The organism is Paenibacillus sp. JT22N1, from assembly GCF_059692155.1.
In genome coordinates, this window is sequence record NZ_JCAUAW010000006.1 from 66,073 (window position 1) to 91,136 (window position 25,064).

A 25,064-nucleotide genomic window follows, 5' to 3' on the forward strand; every position below is an offset into this window, starting at 1 on the left:
GGTGTTTAGTACCTCCAATGAAGAATAATTGTCCTATCCGATTTGCTTCAACAACAATTAACCGTTTTGCAAAGTCCATAGAACGATATTGTCCCAAAGCTTCCATCCAGCGTCAGTGGAATTATCCTGCATCCCGTTGCTCCAATAGTAGAATGATAACCGAGCTTTAGTCGTGTATCCGTTATCGGCTTTCGAACCTTTATCGTAATAATAGAGCGCAGCTTTCGTCTTATCTCCCGGGATCGTTGCAATTACTTTCGCTTCCTTGCCCACTATTCCGTAACTAACACCGTAACCGGTGTCAGCTTCTTTAAACACGTCCACTGTGCCTGATAATCCACCTGCAACTTTATGCTTACTATCCACGATGTCGATCGATTTTATTTTTTTAACCGTGGCACCTTCCTCGAGCGAGGATAAGCCCAGATAGAACATACCATGGCTTTTCACATAGACGGTTGGAATCGCGACATCTTTCATGACGCCATCCTTCAAAAACTTAGAGTTCACCGTTTGACTGAAATAGAGCAAATCAAAACCTTTGGTTTCATCGACAGTGAAATCTTTATCGCCAAGCTTAGTAACAATGAAGCCCATACCCTTTAAACGATCGGCCATTACCACATCTTCCGCAGGCGTAGGAACTTGCTCCCGTCCAACAAAGAGCACTTTTTTCCCTTTAGGTGAAATTTCGGGCTGCGGCGTTAGTTCTGGTTTGGTCGCAACTGGTGAAGACGTCACCGTAGCTTTCGGAGAATCCTTAGGTGCAGTCGTTGCCGAAGCCTTGGATGAATCTGTAGGCGCAGGCGTTATCGAAGCTTTTGAGGATTCCGTAGGCGCAGGAGTTACAGATGCCATAGAAGAAGCCGTAGGCAGTGCAGAAGCCTTGGAAGATTCTGTAGGCGTTGCCGTTACCGTAGGCACTGGCGACTTCGTAGGTGCGGCCGATTCGGTGACTTTTGGCGAGACGCTCACATCAGGATTTTCTTTGGATGATGAGCAGGCGATCATGGTCACTGTCATCAATGCGATGACGAGCAGGATGAGAAAACGTTTCATAGAACTAATTCCCTCTAAATTCTTGATCTTGATACAATCGCTTTGGAACAAGGATGATTTAAGATTCTTCTTCATAGCTCGCCTCCATTTTTCGCCATGTAAACGCTTCTATATTTAAAAAAATGAAGCGAGAACCGGCAACTTCGTTTGGCACTCTTATATATCCTTACTTTATTACTAATTTATTGCGCTTACATTAGGGGGGTGTTTCTATTTTATAGGTTGTTTGTTGCATCTTTCCGTACAGAGATAATAAAGAAAAGGCCTCTCCTGAGCGGAGAAGCCTAATGCTTTTGTTCCTCATAGATCAATTATCACTTGCTGCCAATCGCCCATTTTACGGCAGCATCGAAGAGCTTCCAGCCATCGTCGGTCTGGTTTATTTCTTCTCCGTTTACCAAATAAAAGTACACTTGACGTGCCGGCACAGGTTCGTTATTCAAGTTTTTGACGCCCTTCTCAAACGCGCAAATAACGGCTCTTTGGTCATCATCGGGAGCTGAGGCAACAATGACACCCTCCTTGCTAGGAACGACGAATCCGATCTTCCCATCTAACTTATAGATGTCCACATTGCCCTTTAACCCAGCTGCCATCGGATGATTGCCGGCTTTGATCGTAACGGTCTTACCGGAGTAATCGCCATTATCAAAGTCAGTTGATTTACCCGACAAAGCCACATCACCTATATTTTGAGATTCGGCATAAATCACGGGTATCGGTGAGGCGATCAATTTGTTGCTAACTCGACCAGAGTTGACGGTTGAACTAACGAATACCAAAGCATATTTCAGCGCTTCGTCGGCGGTAAGCTCTTTGTCCGTAGTCACCGCGACTTCAAATCCGAGTGCTTTCAAATGTTTAATTGTAATGGCATCACCACCGCTCTCCCTGCCAACAAAGAGTGCTTTTTTGCTTTTTCCAGACACTTTTGAAGCATTTCCCCCCTGGCTCGCATTAGGTTCTCCTTGTGTTGTTGCTGTGCAAGCCGTAGCGAAAATCAGGATCACAGCAATAATGAGAAGGCTCAATATTCGTTTCATGAGATATCACTCCTTTGCTGTAAAAAGCTACTTTTTCCCCATGGCCCAACGAACGGCTGCATCGAATAGCTTCCAACCGCTTTCGGTTTGATTGATTTCTTCCCCATTGAACAAATAGAAGAACACTTCGCGCGCGACTACGGGCTGGTCTTTTGCGTTTTTCACGCCTTTCTCATAGGCGAAAATGGTTGCTTTTTGCTCCTCGTTTGGTACCGTAGCCACAACAATAGCTTCTGCACCAGGGGTGGCGAAACCCATTTTTCCGTTAGCTTTATAAACGTCCACCTGGTTCTCTAGCCCTGCTGCAAGTTGATGCTTACTGTCTTTGATTTGAATCGTTTTTGCCACGTCCCCTGCATCCAATTTACCGTATCCATCGGTAATGGTCATTCCTGTATCCGAAGTTGATTGAGGCTCGGCATAAATGACGGGTACGGCAGTCTTAACGAATGTGTCTCGGATTTTACCGGAATTAACGGATTCGCTTACATAGATTAGCGTATAATCATTCACTTTTGCAGCAGCAACTTCTTTGTCTGATATTACCGTCAGTTCTAAGCCATGCACTTCTTTTAAGCGTTTGGTAACGATGGCATCTCCGCCGCTGTCTCTTCCAATAAAAAGAACTTTTTTCCCGTTACTCTGCGTTTTGTTCGGAGCTGTCGATGGATTGGTCACGGAATCCATATTGACCGGAGCCGATGTACAAGCCATTAGCGCCATAAACAGCATTAAGACAGTGATCATGTTCACTAAACGTTTCATGAATCAAATCCCCTTTACCAAAATAGTAGTAAACGCTTAATAATTACTTTTTCCCATTTTGTGCAGCCCACTGGATGGAGGCGTCCAAAAGCTTCCACCCCTCATCGTTCTGGTTCATTTCTTGCCCGGCGGGTAAATAGAAAAACACCTGACGAGCCGGGATGGGTTCATTTTTTATGTTTTTCGCCCCCTTTTCATAGCCGAAAATAACGGCTTTCTTTTCGTCGCCCTGAGCCGTCGCAATAATGACCGCTTCTTTGCCCGGAATAGCGTACCCCATTTTTCCATTGCTGTTATAAACAGTTACCTGATCCTTCAATCCTGCTGCAAGTGGATGTTTGTTGTCTTTAATTTGTATGGTTTTCACATCATTCAATTCCCCGTAATCAAGAATTCCCGTCAAACCGGCAATGCTAACCGATTGTGTCTTGGCATAGACAACGGGAACAGTGGAATTCTTCAGTTGGGCATCTATTCTGGAGGAATTGACGGAATCGCTTATAAACACGACGCCATAGCCGTTCGCTGCATCCGCTTTAAAGACGCTGTCCGTTGTATCCATGATTTGATAGCCAAGCTTCTTCAAACGACTAATAATAATGGGATCGTTGCTGCCTTCGTTCTTTTTGACATAAAGCAATTTTTTGGCATTTGATGGTGCAGAGGCCGTTTCCGCAGAAGAACATGCCATCATCGAAACCATAAGTACGACGGTAACTGATAAGGTAATAACTCGTTTCATTTTCCATAATCCTCCTTTAACTGCATTGTACTACTCCACCAAGCCCGTTCTTTCCACACCCTCCACGAACCAGCGCTGCGTGAATGTATACAAAAGCATCGGCGGAATGATCATCATGAATGTTGTAGCCATTCTAATCGCTTCGTCATTAACCGACGGCCCATATTGTTCGGCTTGCTGCCGCAGCGCAGAGGCTATGCGTGAAATACCCATCGAGAGAGGTGCCGTTTCGATATCGGACAAATACATGCTTGGCAAATAGAAGTCGTTCCAGGTCCAAACGAAGGAAAACAAAAATACGACAAGAATGGCAGGTTTGGCAAGCGGCATCATCACCTTGTAAAATATTTTAAACACATTGGCCCCATCAATTCTGGCTGCTTCCTCCAGTTCCTTCGGTTGGGTGGAGAAAAATTGACGATAAATGATGACGAACAGCGCCCCCTTCAAACCTAGGCCGAAAAATGCGGGCATAATAATGGGGTAAATCGTATTCAGAAGGCCTAATTCTCTGGCATAAATGATATTCGGCAAGATGGTAACCTGCATCGGGACAATAAATGTCAACAGCAAGAAAAAAAACATCAACCCTTTAAAAGGGACTTTTAATCTTGCGAAGGCATATCCGGTCACAGCGCAGGAAAACGTTTGCAATATAGCCACTGAAAGAGAGAGCGTTAAGCTAATGCTGAAAGCTTTCGGATATTTCAACCAATCCCAAGCTTCCTGGAGGTTTCCAAGGTAGATCGTCCGCGGAAACCAGTTTACGGAAGGATCGAGCAAATCATCCGCGTTTTTGACCATCGTGGTTATCATATGGAGAATAGGCTTCAGATAAATGTATGCTGTATCCAGTAATATCAAATAAATAAAAAATTTAAACAGCATCCCTTTATCCGCTTCTCTGCCTATAATCATATAGCGAGCTTTATTTAACCAAAGCAGAAACGAATTCGAATGCTCTTTCTTGATTTTTAATCCGATCATAGCTTCACCCCAACAATAAGTTTTTTGTTGTTTAAACGTTAAACAGTCTCTCTTTGCGACTTTGTTACCCTATTGAAGATGATGAAAATAATCGCCAGGAAGAAGCTGATGATAAGGAAATAAATCCATATTAACGCGCTGTACGACCCATATTCACTTTCTCTAACCTTTCCTAAAATAGGATTCGTCGGGAACGTAAATAAGTCGACGACGGTATAGATCATATTAAGGAAAATAAATGGCGTCATCGCTGGTAGCGTAATTTTCCAGAACGTTTCCCAAGGACCCGCGCCGTCAATTCGCGCCGCTTCATAGGCCGAATTCGAAATGGTCTGTCTGCCACCCAGGAAAATCAAGATTTGTACGCCTGAATACCACAGAATCAACACGAACGAGTCTAGAATCTTGATGAGTGGCCCAGACCATGTCGACGAAAGATTAGCGCTAATGAGGCCGGAAACATTGTACTTCGACATAAAGCCCAAGTCCCCCTCACCTTGCGTCAGGAATTCCGCTACAACTTGACCCGTCGCTAAGATGACCGGAAGAAAGAATATCGCGCGAAAAAATGTTCGGCCGACAAATTTTTGATTCAGAATGATGGCTATCATCAAAGCAAATAGGACGATAATCGGAATCATAAACAAAGCTTGACGAAGGAACGGCAATAAATCGTTGTACAACAGTTGTCCGTTCTCGAAAAGAATATACCGGTAATTGGTCCATTCGACGTACTCGGTTGTCGTTTTCGTTGCCGTTATCGTCACCTTTTGAAAGCTCATATACAAAGAAAAGCCAATTGGGAATGCCATGAAAATTAGAAAGCCAATAAACCAAGGGGCAATAAAGAGAGCACCTTCCAAATATTCGACTAGGGACGAATTTAGTCTCATCTTTCGCTTCATCGGCTTGCCCCTCCTCGAATCACAACGAAGTTTTGTGCTGGAACGTCAAGATCACCGCTGCGGTACGCGACCAAATTATAGTTCACAATGACACGTGTACCATTTTCGTAGGTCGTTTCCTTTACACCCAGAGCTAGCGTCTTGTGATTGGCAATAAACTGATTTTGTACACCCCCGAGCGCCTCGTTGTATCGCTTATACTGCTCCACAGCGAAAGTCTCCCAGTAGGGAAAATAGGTGTTGTAGTATCGTATACCGAAAGAATTCACATATTTTTTCGATTCCGCCCGTGTGAAAATAAAAGATGGCTCTGCGCCATATTCAATATCGCGTAAAAAGTCGTGTACATCTTCTTGCCGATTATTCACAAATTCCGATGAATAGGTGACTAAACCGTGGGTAGCAATCTGCACGAAAGGAACGGCTTCGTCGGTAAATAAATCGTAGGAATGATCGTAAACCAGCGTTTGAATATAATTCATATGAGGAAGTGAATACAGATTTGCATATTTCCCTTGCACGCCACCTAATGATTCTTTTATCGTTTTTAGAATTCGCTCCTGAACATCCCGAGCTTCATCTCTGGTCGAACCGAACCCCGAATTATAGTCACTGAACAGTCTTTGTCCAAGTATGTTGACAGCAATTCCGTCAACACCCATTGCTTTATATGCATTCAGGTCTTTCTTAACCATTTCTTCTGCAAATTTATAGCTGACCGCTGGTGTTCGTTCTCTGTTAAATAAAGCACTTACCGTTTGATTTCGCCCGGCCAAATTGACGATGGCGTGATATTTCTCGTCGAAACCTGACGCTCCCGTGTTGTTCAGAGCATATTCGGACTCTAAATAAACCGGTAAACCGTAACTGTGGGCATTGTCAATAAATGCTTTCATTCCTTTATCGCCACCGATACGGGAATCAACCGGGAACGTGTTCCCAAAGGCGCTGTAGCCACCCTTTTGCCACCCTTTAAAAGTAAGCGACATATTGGTTATGCCTTTGTCATGTAAAGAAATGACCATTTGAGTGGCGTCGTCCGTCGTGGTCAAATTGAGATATCGCGAGGTGACCAAGCCGTCTTCCTGATCCGCCCCGATGAAGTTTACGTGCATCGGTATATTGGGATTGCTAACAGTGACGGGCTTCGCCCCCTTTTCCTTCATCAGATATTGCCGGTAAGTTTGAGCCATACCCACATAGTCTGATTTCTGGCTGTCTAACAGGTAGTAACGCACGATGCGGTCACTGCCGAACACTTCATCTCTGTTGTAATCGATATACCCCCATGAATCAGGGACATTCGTATTTCTCGTTGTAAACTGCAAAAAGCTCGATCGGAAATTCATTTGAGACGTCACCCAGTTATAGTTGCTGAGTACCCCTGCCGGCGCTGCAACGATGTTGGCGTATTCGTCTCCGTCGTGAACGATGGCCACAAACCCTTTGCTCCCCGTCTTCATACCGAATACCGGCATCACAATTTTGTTGCGATTGTTGCTAAGACCCGCGAATGTGTTATCTTGACCGTATACAGCTTCATCGTATATCTTGTTGACGTTCAGCTGATTATCCTTAAACCGCACCAATGCTCCAGCGCCATCTGGTATGAACATATATCCTTCCTGTCCGGAAACGGTATATTCAGCTCCGAAGAATGGAAACAACCTAGCCCAGACGAGACCCATATTCGCTTCCTTGACGCCTTCGCGTATAATCTTCGTCTCAACATAATCGTTTTCGATTTTCACCTCTATTGGAATAGTAAGACCAGTTGCAGGCAACTCATAAACCAATGAAAAACCGCCGGGAATCAATTTAACCTCTTTGACCCGTCCCCCATCCGCAGCTAAATTGGTTTCTTTCGCTTGCAGGATGTTTTTCGAGAAATCGACGTATTGAACCATTAACGGTGAAGCCAAATGCTTTTTCCAGGTCTCGGAGATCTTTTCCTTATCCCAATATTCCGGATTTGGAAAAGAACGATAAACGTTTGCGTTCCGTTTGTCTTCCACAATAAAATGGCCGGTTTTATCATCCATTTTTAAACGCAGCAGATCGGTCTCGGCGACATTTTTAAAGTCGCTCTCTTTAGGCAATTGGGCGGCGTTACTATTCACAGAAGCTGCTGAACTTTCTATCTTCGGCGGTAAAGGCACGCGATTTTCCGGAGCTTTGAACTCAATTTTGACATTAACCACGACCAAGAAGACGGCGACCAAGAGCAGGATGGTAACGATTGCTGCGGTTTTACCCCGTTTGATTATCCCTATCATCTCAAGATCACCTCCTGGTACATCTCATAGATTAATGATGCCAAATCATTGGTCAATCCGGTTGTAATAAAGATGAGAACGCCAATGACCAACATGGTGCAAAGCGTAAATAGGATGTTCAATGCGGTTTCTCCTACGCTGTAATTATGAATCCATTGAATTTTCCAGAATATCAATAAACCGATCCATACGATCATCCCTTGTGCCACATAATGGTAAATAGTAGACTCGGACATCGTCATGATATTCGAAATGAAGGCAAGCGGAATGCCAATAACCATGTACGGTACGAGCGCATAAGCGCTTCCGATAAAAATATCTCGAAACCTGCCCTCTCCTCGATAAATGGAGCTCACGAGATAGTTTGCAATGACCCACGCAATCCAAACAATGAAAAACTGTGTAAATATCGAATAAATGTCGACATGGATCGAAGCGTCAAAGGAAAAGCTGGTAACAAGCCTTTTGATTACCAGGGAAGCATACACGCAAAGTAAGATGATAATCGCACTCAAGTAGCTGCCTTTACCTTCATAGCGTATAGCAATAAACCCATCAATCGGATGTTTCATCATGTAAAACACATGCTTGAAATTCATTAGAAAGCTGTTATGTGTTCGCCTCCTATTGCGCCATTTATCTCGAAGCCTACTTTTTGAGGTCCACTTATTAATCAACATGTAAAAAATTCCGCAGAATAACAATAAGCTCGCAATCCAGGAGAAGTTCTGTTGTAACCATTTCATCCTGATTTGCCAAAAGGCGTCAGAGTAACCTTCCTGATTCCCTGCCTCTTTAAACAGTCTTTTCGCTTCTGTATACTGTTCTTTAGTAAAAGCCGCTTGAGCCAATCCCATAATGGCTGGAGTGAATTGGGCATTCATACGAAGAACATCCTGCCACGATTTTTCACTATCCTCGTAATAACCCGCTAGAGTCTGTTGGTTGGCTTGATCCACTTTTTGGCCAAACTCCGATAAACGGAATACTTGAACGATATTTTCCTGATCGTCCAAAACGAACAATTCATTCCTGGCATTCACATCGAGTGCCACAGGGCTTTTCAAGAGACCTACTTGAGACGATCCGACCGCTGATGCGCCGCCCCAAAAGTACAACAAATTGCCAGATGCATCATAATGACTAATATATTTAAATTGCGAATCTACCACGATCATGTTGCCGCTTTGGTCAACGGCCACATCAATCAGCTGCGGACCTGAGGTTACAGGCCCTATCGGAACATCCCCGGGAACGACTTCTCCGAAAGTTTTATTGGAGCTGCGAAGTAAATTATTCCCTTTAATATTTAATTTCTTTAATTGGTCGCTTTTGGCCATACCACCCGTGACCGTATAAATATAACCGTTCTTATCCGTAGCGACACTGTTTATCGTCTCCGGTCTCTTTGCGACTTCATTGGCATACATTTTCTTGGTGTACAACATGCGCTTTAAAGCGTCTAACGGAGAAAGAGCCGTTTTGTTTGCGCCGAAAAAACCCTGAAATTTACCTTTCGGGTCAAGCAGCACGATCCCCTCGTAACCGCCATGCACCGCAATGTACAAGAATCCTCGTTCGTCCACCATCACTTTTGCCGGATCGAAGACGAACGTCGCAGGGATGTATTTGGAGTCAGGTCGTTTGAATTCGGTTTGCAGCTTTCCATTTTTGTCCAGCTTAATCACTCTTTTGTTCCCCGTGTCCGCGATATAGATGTCGCCTTCTTTGGTGACAAATATGCCTTCAGGTTTGTTGAGCGGGCTTTCCGGGAGCGTCATATAGCGCAGCAGTTGTCCCGTTTCGGTCATATGCACAATCCGGTTGTTGCCCGTATCAACGATATAAACTTCGTTCTTCACATCGATAAAGATGTCTTTGGGATTTCGTAACGGTGAGGGCGTTTTAACGGTTGGCTGCTTAGGATCCGTTGTATACAGGTCCTCTCCGATTACATCCAGTGGAAAGTAAGCCGGTTGAAGCCATATCTGATTGTTGTAACTATCCTTTGTATAGGTAGAATATTTCACTTCGGCGTGCGTAGTTGCAGGCAACAGCGCGGTGCACAAGATGATCAAGGAAAGGAAAAGCCTCAACCTATGGCATCTTATTTTCATGCTCAAACCTCCATTTCTGTCTCTTCATTCAATCAGATACGGTAGAGTTTGATTTGACCAAACAAACCGTACGAGCGCAGCTTATATTCCGACGTGTACTCGTCGCCTTCTTTGCGGAAAGATGCCCAATTGGTCGTCGACGTATCTCCAGCCGTATGATGAAAAGGACCTAGCATGTTGCGTGGACTTCCCATGACTTCGATATCAATCCGGTTATCTCCGTCGTGAAGATGCTCCGTCAAGTCGAGGCGGTTCGCGGCCCGCCAAGGCATATGCCCCGCTGTTCTGCCGTTTACCCGAACTTCAACCGTTACCGCGGAATATTCACCGAGCCCCAGCACCGTCCTACCCTTCGCATTGTTCTCCACGATGACGTCGAAATGGTAGATCATGCTGCCGCAGTAATGGAAATAACCTTGCAAGCACCAGTCTCCTAACTTCAATGTTTCAGGCTCTGCCACAACGGCCCTGTCGGCATTGACCCCGAAATCGCCGATCAGATAAATATCCTCCACTTCCAAGTGGTTATGGTACTGGCAAGATAAAAGCAGCTCATTCTCTCCTTCCTTTAGTCCGTGAAGAAGCACCTTATCAAACGTTCGATCGAGAAACCAACCTACTGGAAGATTCGAAATCGTTTCGCCATTGAGATGAATGTCGTAATATTCTGCGGACTCTACGACGAGATATACATCAGTCGTTGGCATGACCGATACTTGGAATGTGAATCGGAACACGGCCGATGTGCCGTTCTCCGGATGCGGCTCGTCAATCCATTTATACCTTTGCTCAAGTCCATTGTAATAAACCTGTCTCATGCCTAAGGCGTCCCGAATGGCTCTTTGAGCTTGCCATACGCCCGTTTCTTCCGACCAATCGCCATCCCCTAATCGATATGAGCAGGTGTCCATAGTCAATACGTTAGGCATCGTGCGTGTGAATCGGCAATCTGGACCAAGCTCCACAACCGTCACAGAAGCATCATCCGCACTACTCCGGCCTAGTACCGGGTGGCTTTCTACCGCTTTATTTGCATTCATTATATATAGCTTGGAATCTGCAGGGCCGAACACGTCCTCGAAATGAACATACCCGTCAAGGACGACGATCTCCACGACCCTCGCTTCTCCTGTCAGTGCATTCCATTCTTCCACGCTGCCGGTGCCCTCCATGGTTATGCTTATCCGATGCGTACCCTCTCGATCGTTATTCACGACAAACAATGCGCGGCAATCTCCTATGTCTCTGAGCATATACAACATTTCGTGCGCTTCAATCGATTGCGTATTCGTTAAGCTGACTCGCCGAGGCTGAATACGTTCCAGAACTGACACCGTATCTTCGACGTCCATGACGACGGTTATGTTTGCGTGATCGTAAAGTTCGGACAGCAGGTCCGTCGGTCTGCCCTCGATCATCGTCGGACGCGATCCGACGGCAATTACTTTTCCCCCTGCCTCCAGAAAGTCTGATAACAGTTGAAAGGTGCTGCTCAACATCGTTTGGATGACCGGAATGACTACGATACGGTATTCCACCAGATTCACTGCCAGGCTGCCACCGCGTATTTCCCCTCTTTCCGCCAAGATCGTCTCATCGCCGAGATCGAAATCGTAATGCGCCCTGAGCAGTTTGCCTATAAACGCATTGAATTCGTGGCCAAACGTATTGGTTGCGGAGACATCCCTATCCTTTCCGCGAGCTGGGAAACCGTACGGTCCCGTACCGACCATGCTCCAAGCGGTGGAAGAAGGATGAAGGACGAGCACATCGCGGATTGGCCTGCCTTCCGTCAGAACCGACGACAATCTGGCAAAATAATCTTCCATCACATGATTGTATTTCCACCAGCTCGTGTTGTAGTTAAACACGGGGGGATAGTCCCTCTTCCGGCACCCTTTGATCGAATAAAGTGCCAAATGCTGCGACCTCATATTAACACCGAGCACATACTGAAAATCTCCCACCCACTTTTGCCCCTCGAAGGTGAACGCCCAGCCCGTGCATCCATACGTTTCGGAGAGAACGAACTTTCTACCGTATTGGTTCGCTACGCTTGTGCATTGCTTGACCGTGATGTATTCGTTCGTCTGCTCGGTTAACATATCGATACCCGGAACCTGCTGATACCGGTAGTTAGGCATAACAGCTCCACAGACACGGGTGGCCGTGCCCATATTATTTTCCCAGAGATAATGGCCAGTGAAGTCGATTCCGTTTTTCTCGCACCATTCACCTAGCTGCTTGGAATACGACTCGCTGAATCTTTCGGTGAGCGTCCGCCAGTAATCATGACGGGCTTGGGAGGAATACTCTCCATTAAAATACATGTAGGGTATGACATCCAAGAGATCGTATCCCCGTCTTTCTTGGAAAAAGTCAGGAAATGACCAACTCCACGGAAGCCAACCGCGACCTGCAGTAAACTTGCAGTGGCTGTCATGCACACTAGGTTCATCCGTGAATATGCCACGGATGGTTTTCCCGAAATGGTCACCCACCTCTTTCTTGTAGGCTTCATAAGTGATGTCGATAAAGGTCTGCACCGTCTCCGGATTCAAATTATCAGGCGGCGCTTCGTTGTTAAACCAAGCACTTCGCTCGGAAATTTCTACGCGGAAGACCAACAGTATTTCATCTTCACTCAATGCGATAAATTCGCCATCATGCAGTCTCTCGCACCGGACCAAGTTTCTTTCATCAATGACGGCCTTAAATAGCGCCACGCTATCTGTCAAATCGTCCGAACTGATCTGTTGGCATACTTCCATCGTCAAACCTTTGGCGCGGAATGCGTCCCCGCCTCTATCTTGCACAAGTCCGCCAGCAAACCCAGATGGCCAGCGGTCCTCGTCGTACAACCACACATGCATGCCAAGCTCTTCGGCTGTTTCCACGGTCTTTCGGGTGTATGCCATCCACTCGCGACCCATGTATATGGTTTCCAATCCATCACGGGAATGGATGAAAAATCCGCCCATTCCCTGTTCCTTCATTTGGTTCACTTGACGGACCAGCTCTTCTTCTTCTAGACGATCGTTCCATGCCCAGAACGGCACCGACCTGTATTCGACCGATGGATGGTCGAATTTTTCGCGTAAATATTCACTTATTTCCATCGGCATCCGCCTCCATCTAAAAATATTTACGCCTGCAAGATCATGATACTCTTTGGTTCGAGCTCGATATCACCACTGACACTTAGTTCGCGCAGCAGCTCCTTTTGCTCGTTCTTCCCTATATTCATTTTTTGAATTTGATCGCTATGGTTCATCACAAAAGTAAACCGAACTCCGTCTTTTTCGCGCTGCGTGACCTCAACTCCCGGCGGCGCCTCGAACAAATGTGACATCCCTTTACGTTCGCATAAAGCCTTTATCCATTGCTGCATGAATTCCCTACTTGGATCAGTGGCTACATACCACGCCTCACCCCTCCCGAAGCGATGATAGGTCAAGGACGGTGATCCAAGGTAAAAATCACTGCCGAATTCTGCGAGCGCTTCCGCTCCCTCTAGATGAACAATTTCGCAAACTAAACTGCATTCATACGTTCCTTGAAGTTGTCCAAGCTCCTGCTTCATAACCATAAGGTTTCTTTGATCCGGAAAAAGAGCGTCGATCTCCTCCACCCAAATGCCCAGAAGATTACGCAGCTCACCCGGGTAACCACCCGGTGTAACCAGATCATTTTCATTCGCTATCCCGCTATAAAATGAAGTTACGAACGTCCCGCCATCCGCCACAAATCGCTCCAGCTTTTGAGCGTAACCCGTTTTAACCATATACAAAAGCGGGGCCAGAACCAGATCGTATTGACTTAAGTCCGTATTGACATGTATAAAATCGACTTGGATATGATTCTCGTAAAACGCGTCATAATATTTCTGGATTTGATCCAAATACTTGATATAGGTTGATGGTCCGCCCCCTAGCTCAACTGCCCACCAATTGTCCCAGTCAAATAGGATGCCGATTCTGCTCTTCACACGCGAGTCCAACAGACGATCACCCAACTGCTGCAATTCCTTGCCTAGCTCCGCACATTCCCTAAAGACTCGAGTGTTCTCGTGACCCGCGTGATCAATGACGGCACCATGGAATTTCTCATAAGCTCCAAGGGAACGGCGCAGTTGAAAGAACATCACCGACTCCGCGCCGCGGGCTACTGCCTGATAGCTCCGGAGCCGCATGACACCAGGTCTTTTGACAGGATTCACCGTTTTCCAGTTAATCACACTCGGACTTTGCTCCATTAGCATAAAGGGAGCACCGTCTTTCAAGCCGCGCATTAGATCGTATCGGAGCGCCATGTAGCTTTCCGGCGTATGGTTTTCGGAATAAATGTCCAGTGCCGCAATGTCCAAGTGGGGCGCCCATTTGAAATAATCAAGCGGCTTGTAGGTCCCGTTCCCTTGAAAGTTAGTCGTGACGATCGCATCGGGTATTTCCTCTTTAATGGCGTTGTATTCAATTAGATAACAGTTCAGCCAGCTGTCAGAATTAAATCGATAATAATCGAGAGTGATGCCTTGAAAAGCGGTTTGATCGGAATTCCCACCTGATAAACCTTCGCTTAACGCGCTGGGGAGTACAATTTCATCCCAATCGTAAAACGTATGTCCCCAGAAGCGGGTATACCATGCCTGGTTCAACTGTTCCAGCGTACCGTACCGCTTCTTTAGCCAATCCCGAAACGCCTCTTCGCAATTGTCGCAGTAGCAGCGAATCCCGATTTCATTGTTTACATGCCACAGAAGCAGAGCCGGGTGGTTCTTGTACCGCTGTGCCAGCTTCTTCGCCATGAGCTCGGCATAATGACGGAAGGTCGGACTGTTCGGACAAGAGTTGTGCCTTCTACCGTATTTTCTTTTTTTACCATCGGAGGTCACGGTCAGAATGTCCGGATATTTCTTCGCCATCCAAGCCGGATGGGCAGCCGTACTTGTACCCATGCATACGCGGACTCCGTTTTTATGCAGCTTATTCATGACTTCATCAAGCCAATCGAATCTGAAAGTCTCCTCATCAGGCTGATTCAACGACCAAGAAAAGACGTTGAGCGTTGCGATGTCAATTCCGGCAACTTGAAACAGCCGCATATCTTCATCCCATACTTCCTTCGGAAACTGCTCAGGGTTATAATCACCGCCAAATAGAAATTTTGGGAACTTGCGGCTGATCATAGATTCACCCCCTGTTTCGATATCGGTGCAGACTGCTCACAGCCTTCCCCTTGAAAAGGTTCCGGTTGTCGTTTGCTCAGTTTCATCGGTGACCAATCTCTAGTGGAAAAAGGCTTCAGCCGTAATGAAAACGTAGTGTCCACCGGATGAATTAAATACGCATCGAGCGGAGGAGCTTCCCCGCAGCTGTGATTGCCAAGCGGTGCTTGCTGATAATCCATGTTCACTATGGTTTCGTTCAGACGGACTAAATCGAAGGTATGCTTGGCTTTAGTCAAATTCTCGGTGGAATAATGACTCACGCTAATATCCAGCTTCGGCATTCCACCAATAAACAGACCAGTTCCCAGAGCGTTCGTTACTGCCGCCCAACGCACATCCGCTTTATTGCCGTTTTCCTGCGGCTTAATATATGGGACGAATTGATCTTGTACTGATCCGCTGTACACGCCGAGCCTCCCACTTTCTTTCCGGTCGATATAACACTCGTGTGGGCCGAGGCCAAACCACGAAAGTTGATCGAAACTTCCAGGAATAGCCATTTGTAATCCCAACCGCGGCAGCGGGGGAAGTCCTTCCCGTGGTACGATGCGGGTCTGGATGATGACATCACCGGATCCGTAGATCGTATAGGTCATCCATGTTGTAAAGCAGTTTCCCAAACCAGCAGCGCCCAGCGTCGACTTCACCGTAATTTGCGCAGCGTGCTTTTGAAGTTGGATCGACATATCATGCATACGAGGAGTCAGTACATCAAATCCCGCCTTCCTCCACTCTTTCGACTGACGGGAGTCGTTATCGATCGTTGCCCGCCAAATTTGAATTTTCGGACTGGCGGTTAAAAGTGATAAGCCGTTATATTCAAACGCGGATAGTTCACCGCGTGCTTTACTCCATTCAATGGTGAAATCATGTCCTTTAATCCGAAGGAGCCCATCCGTTTCGGAAGATTGCAAACTAGGCATCGATTCCAATTTGATGGACGGAAAGGCCTGCCGTGCGGCTGGAATCGGCTGATCGGCCCAAGCAATTTCATGCCCTTGCGGCGCCCAACGCGAAGCTTCCCTCAAAGTAAACCGAATATGGAGCCAATACTCGCCACTTGATTGCCCGAATGTCGTTTTCCAAGGGATAAAGACGGTAACCTCTCCTCTGGCCGGTACATCAAGTTCAGGCAGTTCACCCTGTTCCACAATTTCTCCATCGCACAGAATGGACCAAGAGCCGAGAAGATGTTCAAGGGAAATAAAGTCGTATCGATTTTGGACTTTCACAATTCCGGCCAGCACATCGATCGGCTCTACTTTCACTGGTTCGATCACCTTTTTAAACTCAATGATCGAAGCCTTGATTTTCCTGTCCGGGAATAACAATCCATCTATACAAAAATGTCCACTGTTCGGATGATCATTGAAATCACCGCCGTACGCGTACCATTCTTCCCCCGAATCGAGCTTTTGCCGGATTCCGAGATCCGCCCATTCCCAGATCAGGCCGCCCAGCAATCGCGGATATTTGTAAATGGCGTCCCAATATTCCTTCAAATTGCCGACGGAATTCCCCATAGCATGAGCGAATTCGCACATCAAGAAAGGCCTAGGATCGGATTTCTCCCCCTCTTCGATCAAAGTTTCCAAGGATGGATACATACAGCTGACAATATCGACGACCGAAGCATCCTTGGCTCGTTCATAATGAATGGGGCGTGTGGGATCAACCTGACGTACCCATTCGGCCATGGCGTCATGGTTGGGGCCGTAACCCGATTCGTTTCCAAGCGACCAAATGATGATAGAAGGATGATTTTTATCCCTTTCCAACATCCTTATGGCGCGGTCAAGGAACGGCTTTTTCCACAGTGGGTCCTCGGCCAAATAGCTTTCGTTGTCGATAAAATGGCATCCGTGAGTTTCTAGGTCCGCTTCGTCGATCACATACAGCCCGTAACGATCGCACAGATCGAGCCATCGCGTATCGTTCGGATAATGGGAGGAGCGAACTGCATTCATATTGTGTTGTTTCATCAAGCGTATATCCTCGATCATGGATTCGTAGGGAATGGCAAACCCGAATTCAGGATGAAATTCGTTGCGGTTGACCCCCTTCAGGATCACCGTCTTGCCGTTGATGAAGAGTTGACCGTCTCTGATGGCGATGTCTCGAAATCCTACAGCTATACTCCCAGCCTCCAGCAAATTCCCCTGATCATCCTCCAGCATTAACGAGATGGCGTATAAATTCGGCTCCTCAGCCGACCATTTACGTGGAGCTGAGACCGCGATTTCCAAATCAAGCACATTCTCTTCGTTCGCTCTCATCAGAAGGGAAGAAATGACGGTTTCTTCGTTAACGAATTGTCGAGAGTCGTCCAAAAGCGATATCCGTAATGTATGTTTACCGGAATCTAAGTCCGCATAATTTTTCACGTTAAGCCGAAGATCGATCACAGCATCTTCGTGGTTATCACAGAAACGGGTTTGCACCGTAAGATCACGGATATGGACATGAGGGGTTGCTTTGACATAAACATCTCTGAAGATGCCGCTCAACCGCCACTTGTCCTGATCCTCCAAATAACTGCCGTCACTCCATTGGTATACCTGCACAGCAACTATGTTTTCTCCCGGATGCAGCAGCGAGGTGACCCGAAATTCCGAATGCATGTGACTACCCTGTCCATACCCAGCGAATTGTCCGTTCACCCACACATGAAAGGCCGAGTCGACCCCTTCGAAGACAAGAAATACTTGCCGGTCATCCCACGAATCGGGAATGATAAAACTTCTGCGGTAACACCCAACCGGATTATCATTGGGCACATGCGGCGGGTCGATCGGAAAAGGATAATAGCTGCTGGAGTAATGCGGACGGCCATATCCATGCATCTGCCAATTGCTAGGCACAGGTATCGAATTCCAGGCATCTAACGAGAAGGACGAATCGTAAAAACGTTCAGGAGCCTGGGATGGGCTCTCTGCATAATAGAATTTCCAATTGCCGTTTAATGATTGGAAATAAGGCGACGCAGCCCGTTCGTTATCGAGCGCTGTCTCCATATCGCCGTACGGAATAAATCCGGCATGCGGTGGTTCCATATTACGCCCAAGAATCTCTAGATTTTCCCAATCCGGAATGGCTCTATCGTTCACATGATTGTCCCCCAATCTTTATTATCATTCAACAGCATCTCGGAATCGTAAGGCATTATGCAGAACAAGCGCAGTCACCCAGGATGGATTCCATTTGTTACTATGTCCCCTGTGATGCCAATGCGTTTGGAAAAAGCCTTCTCCCTGTTCGCCAACCACGGTAAAATTCCATTCTCCAGGTTTCGTACATATTCCCTGCCCCATGGCATCGAACACCATTCGTCCTAAACGCTCATATTGCGTTTTGCCAGTTAACCGACCAAAATGCCAAAATTCGAAGGTCGGAAAAAACACGTCAAGATGATGATTCTGCACACTGACTCCCGGCCATCCAGTGGCGGTAAACCCCGTATTCCTGAACTGTGATCCCCGATCAAACACCGGATTCCATATATAAACGTAAGTAAGCAGCCAATCCCCCGAAATTTCGGCCCATTCACAGAAGTGCTTATTTTTTGTTATGACAAACAATTCATAAGCAGCCAGGAAGAAGTACATGCCAGCTTCCTTATCCTCACAGTTCGCATCGAGCGTAGAACGAGCAAACGGCCGTTCGAATGTCTTAATATGAAGCTCATAATAACGCTGCATCATCGTTTCGGCAGCATCCAAATAACGTTTTTCACCTGTAACCCGGTAGGCTTTCACGACAGCGATCAAGCAAGGCAGACCGGCCGCTGTAATCCTATCTTCCGCTGAGCTGCCATCGAGCAGCCAGGCTGCCGGATAAATGCCTGACGGTAGGGCACCGACGAGAAAGAAGTCGGCCGATTCGTGAAGAGCCTCCACCCAGGAAGTTGGAATCTCCCTGCCCATTTCCCGGAACAGAAGGATGATTTCCGCCAAATCGGCTATGGTTTCCCCAAGAGCACGGCTGGAAACGACAGCCTGCTTATTCCAATTGAAGTCATCCCATTGCCCATCCACTAGACGGTAGGAACCGTGTCTGATTCCGGAAACGTCGGTACGGCTTTCGCGCAAATAAAAATCAACCGCCTGTTCGCAATGGTAGATTCGTTCTTCCTGTCCTTGGACAAACCCTAACTTGGCGTCGCACCATGCCAGCTTCAAGCATTGTCCTGTCCACCCGTACATATAGTGCAGAGGATGTTTAGAAACGTTGCCGAACTCATTTGAATCGGAAAATTTCACATAGCCAGCGGCCCCATGTTCGCCAGTCCTCCATCTATCGTCCAGAGCGTTCTTCTTCAGCTGGATCATCTCTTCGAGTGCGAGCGGTTTTGCCCCTACCGGTGCAAACAGCTCCATGCCTTTGCGAACGATTTCGCGGAATCCCTGCCCGGGATGAGCAACAGCTCCCCAATCCAGAGCGTATTGTTTAGTTAATGAAAAACCGGGAATGATGTCCATATAACCGCCGTTATAAGGTCCTGTTTTGTTTTTACCTACATAATATATATCCTTCTCGCCATTAAACATCAGGACTCCGCTCAAGGCTGCCAGCATCGTTCGATGTTCCTCTTGGACCGCTCCAAGTGAGCCGTAGTGCACGACTCCATCCTCTGATTCCATGTACGCAGGTACCGAAAACAAGGAGAAGAAACGAGCCTCGGCAGCTTCCGTCCACTCCACATTCACACAGGGGATCGGTAATCGGTGTTCTTCGCAAATAAATCCTTTGTCAGGACCTAGTCCAAGTCGAGGGACAACTCGGCTCGGATCAGCGGAAGGATTGTTGTTATAGATCATGTGGGGAATCGTAACTATTTCCTTACTCCACCTTGGCAGTACGAATAGGAATCCCGCAGCTACATCATGCAGCGTTCGATCCGTCCGATTTTCCCAAGTCGCATTTATTTTCAATAAATGATGCTCGTCGAAGGCTAGCTCCATCGTGAAGGTTAACGCTTCCATTTTCCCACGAATTCGGATCAAATCCGACTCGGAGGTGATTTGTACATCCTCTAACCGCACAAATTCTGAACGCCATGGTCTTCCGAAGGAACAAATGAACATCTCATCCAAATGTCCCACGAAATGAGGGGACTGCTCGCCATCGTTTCGCAGAATGAGCTGTGCTCCATTACTTGTGTCCACTATTTCTGCCCGCTTTTGCTTGTCTCGGCTAACAATTGCGTACAATTATCGTCCCCTCCTCTCTCGTTCAATAAGGAAATCAAGAATCGATCTAGCGTTGGGTTAAATCCTACTCTACCCGACAACGGTAAGCATACGAAGAAGATTTGGCCTTTTCCAAGCGTTTTCTTTCCCACTACAGGAAGCTTTTGTTTACCACTCGGTTCAACCTGAGTGTCGTAGGCGAACACAATCGGTTCGATGCCTTCTCCTTGCAGGTAACAATTGGTTATCCCATCTATCCTGTCGTTCGTCAAATGATAAAAATAGGAGAAATCGTCCGCTTTCATCCACTGCAAGTGCTGATCATCAGTTTGAACGGCTAAGGTATACATCCCACGTAATTTGACCGTTCTGACCGTCGTATTTTCGATATCCCAAGAGTCACTGCCTGGACCACGTAGAATCAAAACGGCTGTGGCTCCACTCTGGACCTTCTCGAGGATGGATGTCCGATGGCAATCAAATACTTCTTTCGAAGAAACGACAAGTGAGCCCTCTTTATGCGTATCTCCGTCATAAGATTTGCCTTCTATGTGTAGCAGGGAGCAGAGCAGTTCTGATTCCGCATCTAGAAAAGCGGTCTTCTGCGATTTCGGGTGTCTCATTTTCGCAAATGCCTCAAAAGAAAATCTTTCCTTATTTATCAATTTCCCGTTTTCATCCAGCAAGCAAGCATCCATGTACAAGTTCTGTCTATCTGATAGCGATGGAACCGAAAAGCTGATCGTACCTGCATATCTGGACATCGTCTTAGGCACAGGGCCTGTCATTTCATAATTGCCGTAATCCCAGATATCATCCCTAAGCGTAGCAACGACACGGCACCGGTCATAATCCTTCGCTGTATCGTTCAAGAGCCACGCTTCTATCTCTAACGTTTCCCCTTCATACACCTTCCACCTGTCGCACCTTAGATGGATGCGTACCGGTTCCAGACATTCCTTATATGTGAAGTACGCCGGTTTCGGAATCCGGTCAACACCAACGAGAGCTTTCATCCAGCCGGCAGGCCATGCATCAATGAGCAAGTGAATGGCAGTGGAAACTACCAAATCGGCCCTTCTGCGCCATGCGTCTGTCATCAGCTTCGTCCCCAAACATTGGTGCTTCTGGCTCGCTTCGACCCACTCGCGAATCGTATGCTGCTCGGCGTACCAATCCCGATGCAGACCGTAGGTTTGGGCTCCATTGATTTTGTTTGGCAGCCAATGCTCATTCTCAGAGGATGGAAGCCATTCTTTCGGATAACGATTCATCATCAACTGAACATTATCCAAACCTTCCGTGCCATACTCCCCGCAACCTGCTTTCCATCCCGTCCTAATCGATGGAAGAAAACCTTTATACATTTTACCTACAGATATCGTATTGTTCGTATACCACATGTTATAACAATGAAAATCGGGCAGTCCTTCATGGGTAGGAGGATTGTAATCCCCATCCGCGTTTTTGACTACACGATCAGGATTTTCAATGAAAATCGCCTGTCTGGCGGCAACGAAGAAGCCTTCCAATTCGTTCCGGTGCAAATGGCGGTGGCCTTTTCGCCTCTTTTCAGTACGCGAAGGCTCATTAATTAGCGAAACCATGACCGAAGACGGGTGACTGCGAATCAGTCTTTCCATCTCTGCTGCCTGCCGGACCCCCTCAACAAATTGGTTGCGGCGGATAAATCCGAACGTTGGAAGATCACATTGATGCATCATGCCGAGCATATCGAAATAGTCATATATTTCTTCCTGAACAGGACGCTGTGTGATGCGGTAAAAGTTCAAATGAGCAAGTTTCGCGATCAGAATATCGTCAATTAACTGCTCGAAATCATTGTTCATAACACATTGCTGCAAATGCCCCATTTCATTGGCGCCTCTTAAAATAACCGGTTGGTTATTGAGATACAACGTACCTTTTGGGGTGTCCTTTTCGTCCATGTGAAATTTTCGCATGCCGAACGTGCGGTCTTGGGTATCCAAACATTCTGTATGGTTTTTTACTTGAGTGCGAGCCATGTATAAAAAAGGCGTTTCCGGTTCCCACATCCGGAATGATGGCAAATCCACTTTGTAGCGGTAGTAATTTAGACCCGGACCGGCGTAAGCCGCTTGAAACGAGATGGGTCCGATTCCTTGACCGGTAAAGTTTTTCGGCATGATTTCAAGAATCAATTCGAAGTTTTCCTTCAGCTTATTCGTCGAATTAATCACATCAATCCATACTTCCACGAAGCCGTCATCGATATTCGGCCGAACAAAAATGTCTTGAATAAACAACGACGACCGCTCTTCCAAATAGACCGAATTATATATGCCTGCACCTGGTGGACAATGGCTCCAGCCGCTGTATGAATCGTCCCATCCCGGGCCAGTCGCCGCGTATATTTTATCTCCATCCAGCTTCGTACCGCCTACACCCATCATCGGATAATCGTTAAACACTTCAACGACTAGCGTATTGAGGTCCTGCAGCATGTCAGTCACGTCGAACTCAAAAGGAGCGAAAAAACCCTCGTGACTGCCAATGCACTTACGATTGAGATAGACCGTCGCTTTATAGTCAACCCCTTTAAATACGAGGTAGACTCTCTTTCCTTCGGGAACGGGAGCATAGGGAAATTCGCTGCGGTAAAATCCCGTCCATTTGCCGTTTTCTCCCGTCGGTCCGCGAAAATTAGGAATCGTCACCGTTTCCCAATCCCCAGCTCCCTCCAGCACATTCGTAAAGTTGGCGTCCTCAGACGTTTGATAGCGAAATTGAAACTCCTTACATGCTTGTCGATTGCGGCGCATGGTGGAGGAGGGTGCCAAATTTCTCATAAACGGGCGGTATTTCTCACGCAGCAGCTTCAACTCTCCATGAAAATGCGCGATTTGTTCCTCATAGGTGGCAACAGATACGTTCGACGCTTTTTCTGATCCCGGAGTGAAGTATTTTTTTTCATAAGCCACGGGAGGAATCTCCCGCAATTCGTCTTTATTTCCGGGATGTTCACGAAAGGCAATCTCCGCAAACGGATCCTGATGTTTGATTTGCTCCAAACTTATCTCCCCCTCTGCCGAAACCATACCGCTTGGATTCGTTTCATACAGCTGCGATTTCAAAATCGAGCGTATACCCGTCCTTGTCCTTAGGGTACATTCTTACTTCTGTCGTGCCGAAGCGCTGCATCCAGCAGCGTTCTTCCCCCAAAAAGGGCTCGACGATTTCTTTCACTCGTTCATCCAAAAAATCGTTCGTGACGATCCACCTTCCGAAGCCCATTTTTCCACTGTTCCTAAGCTTTTCCGGACAATCAAGAGGCAGCAGCCATTCTGCGATCACGACGACTCCCCCATCTTCCGCCCTTTTGATGACAGCAAACAGTGTTTCGAAGGAAAGTGATGAGCCCCCTACCATAATCAATTTCGGTCTTCCCAGCTGTTCTACGCTGACTTTATCGTCAAATGTAAGGACATTTCTAACCGGATAAAATAATGGATGCACCCTTCTTCCGTCGCTTGAAACATACCCTTGTTCTAACGGGAATTGTTCGTACGCTATGTCTCTTTTCAATTCGTGTCTTGGAAAGTCGTAACCTAGGATATGCATGCAGCTGCCGTGAGCTGGTATCGTTTCTCGGCTGAGCAAATGCCAGATGTGAAACACGCTTTGGGACCCGCCCAAATCAGCCAGTGTCCTATTGCCGAACAACCTTTCATTCTGCCCGTAATTACCGTCATCCGAATGAATGATTGCGATGTCTGGATTCGCCTGCGAATGGTGCCAGGACAATGGATGTTCAGGGATAAATTTAAGTACGAATTCTTTCCATACTTCGCCGAATTCAGTTGTTTCAAATCCGGTAGAGGTATGTTTGAACAGAACATCGATATTTTCCACGAACAAATGGGACGGTCCCATCAAGTAGCCCATCTTTAAAGCTGACTCAAATTCCTGCGGGGAGTGACCGGGAAATCCTTGAAAACGGGTGAACCACTTTCCTGTATCCGGACCCCACAAATCGGCGCAAATCCATAGCGCTCTGTCATATTGTTTGGCCGCTCCCAGTGCGGTAGATAACTGCAAGGATTGAAACGATTCCTTCATAATCTTAGGGCAGATGTCCATTCCCGCTCTGGCAAATGTGTGAAACATGGTAGGAAACACATGCTCCGCAATCAAAGGCATGGATCTGCGGGGTGATCCGACTTGCTCTAAGACGCTATGTACATGCTGGACATGGGACATAACCGACCGCTCAACCTTGGCGCGCGACTCTTCCAAATTCATATCATTGGTGCTGCCCCAATGTGGGAACCACCCGTCTTGCCGATACTGTCCGGCGTTTATTTGCAGATGCTCCGGTTCATCGTACAGCAGTCCGATACACCGACCTGAGCGCGCTGCTTGCATAATCGTCTCATCGGGCACGTCGTACCGGTTCGTTCCTTCCGTCCAGGGCCCATTAATGTTTCCATATTCGTTGCCGAGACAAATGTCTAATCCCGCTTCCGCGATATCTGCCAATAGCTCTGAATACCCTTTCATTTCTGGAATCACATGATGAACATAAAAGTCCGCTTTCAACTCGCGCAAGGCGTGTAGAAATTCATCAGGCTCAGGCTTTCGGTCTTGGGACGGACAAATACTTCCCGTTCCCGTCCGCATAATAAGCTCTGAAGCTTCCCCTGCCCACGGATCCTGATATGCAACAACAGGACCCTGTATCCCTAATTTCGGTTTATGCGTCATAGACATTC

General features: G+C 46.9%; 14 protein-coding genes. All 14 read right to left on the bottom strand.

What is annotated here, in order from left to right:
• Positions 1–57 precede the first annotated feature (57 nt).
• Positions 58–1,134 (bottom strand): hypothetical protein, encoded by a 1,077-nt coding sequence (locus tag AC58UU_RS13440; RefSeq protein ID WP_497316353.1) that lies wholly within the window; start codon positions 1,132–1,134, stop codon positions 58–60.
• A 239-nt stretch (positions 1,135–1,373) separates the two neighbouring features.
• A complete protein-coding gene (locus AC58UU_RS13445) occupies positions 1,374–2,102 on the bottom strand; it encodes a hypothetical protein (protein ID WP_497316355.1) in 729 nt (242 codons plus the stop codon).
• Between the two features lie 27 nt (positions 2,103–2,129).
• Positions 2,130–2,867 (bottom strand): hypothetical protein, encoded by a 738-nt coding sequence (locus AC58UU_RS13450; protein ID WP_497316357.1) that lies wholly within the window; start codon positions 2,865–2,867, stop codon positions 2,130–2,132.
• 43 nt (positions 2,868–2,910) lie between these two features.
• Positions 2,911–3,609 (bottom strand): hypothetical protein, encoded by a 699-nt coding sequence (locus AC58UU_RS13455; protein ID WP_497316359.1) that lies wholly within the window; start codon positions 3,607–3,609, stop codon positions 2,911–2,913.
• A gap of 30 nt (positions 3,610–3,639) precedes the next feature.
• Positions 3,640–4,596, bottom strand: a complete 957-nt coding sequence (locus tag AC58UU_RS13460; RefSeq protein WP_497316361.1) for a carbohydrate ABC transporter permease — start codon at positions 4,594–4,596, stop codon at positions 3,640–3,642.
• Positions 4,597–4,634: 38 nt separating this feature from the next.
• Positions 4,635–5,501 carry a carbohydrate ABC transporter permease gene (locus tag AC58UU_RS13465; RefSeq protein WP_497316363.1) on the bottom strand — a complete coding sequence of 289 codons (867 nt, stop codon included), beginning with the start codon at positions 5,499–5,501 and terminating at the stop codon, positions 4,635–4,637.
• Positions 5,498–7,777, bottom strand: a complete 2,280-nt coding sequence (locus AC58UU_RS13470; RefSeq protein WP_497316364.1) for a DUF5696 domain-containing protein — start codon at positions 7,775–7,777, stop codon at positions 5,498–5,500. Before AC58UU_RS13470 ends, AC58UU_RS13465 begins: the two co-directional genes overlap by 4 nt.
• Positions 7,774–9,894 (bottom strand): YIP1 family protein, encoded by a 2,121-nt coding sequence (locus AC58UU_RS13475; protein WP_497316366.1) that lies wholly within the window; start codon positions 9,892–9,894, stop codon positions 7,774–7,776. Before AC58UU_RS13475 ends, AC58UU_RS13470 begins: the two co-directional genes overlap by 4 nt.
• A 32-nt stretch (positions 9,895–9,926) precedes the next feature.
• Positions 9,927–13,013, bottom strand: coding sequence for a glycosyl hydrolase (locus tag AC58UU_RS13480; protein ID WP_497316368.1), 3,087 nt, complete (start codon positions 13,011–13,013; stop codon positions 9,927–9,929).
• A gap of 26 nt (positions 13,014–13,039) precedes the next feature.
• A complete protein-coding gene (locus AC58UU_RS13485; RefSeq protein ID WP_497316370.1) occupies positions 13,040–15,079 on the bottom strand; it encodes a beta-galactosidase in 2,040 nt (679 codons plus the stop codon).
• The gene (lacZ, locus tag AC58UU_RS13490; protein ID WP_497316372.1) at positions 15,076–18,228 is read right to left on the bottom strand and encodes a beta-galactosidase, LacZ type; all 3,153 of its coding nucleotides are present in this window, start codon (positions 18,226–18,228) and stop codon (positions 15,076–15,078) included. Before lacZ ends, AC58UU_RS13485 begins: the two co-directional genes overlap by 4 nt.
• Positions 18,229–18,252: 24 nt before the next feature.
• Entirely contained in the window at positions 18,253–20,331 is a 2,079-nt protein-coding gene (locus AC58UU_RS13495; protein ID WP_497316373.1) for a hypothetical protein, read from the bottom strand.
• Complete coding sequence (locus AC58UU_RS13500; protein ID WP_497316375.1) at positions 20,286–23,426, bottom strand: glycosyl hydrolase 2 galactose-binding domain-containing protein; 3,141 nt, start codon at positions 23,424–23,426, stop codon at positions 20,286–20,288. Before AC58UU_RS13500 ends, AC58UU_RS13495 begins: the two co-directional genes overlap by 46 nt.
• Positions 23,407–25,062 carry a hypothetical protein gene (locus tag AC58UU_RS13505; protein WP_497316377.1) on the bottom strand — a complete coding sequence of 552 codons (1,656 nt, stop codon included), beginning with the start codon at positions 25,060–25,062 and terminating at the stop codon, positions 23,407–23,409. The genes AC58UU_RS13500 and AC58UU_RS13505 overlap by 20 nt, the downstream gene beginning before the upstream one ends.
• Between the last annotated feature and the right edge of the window lie 2 nt (positions 25,063–25,064).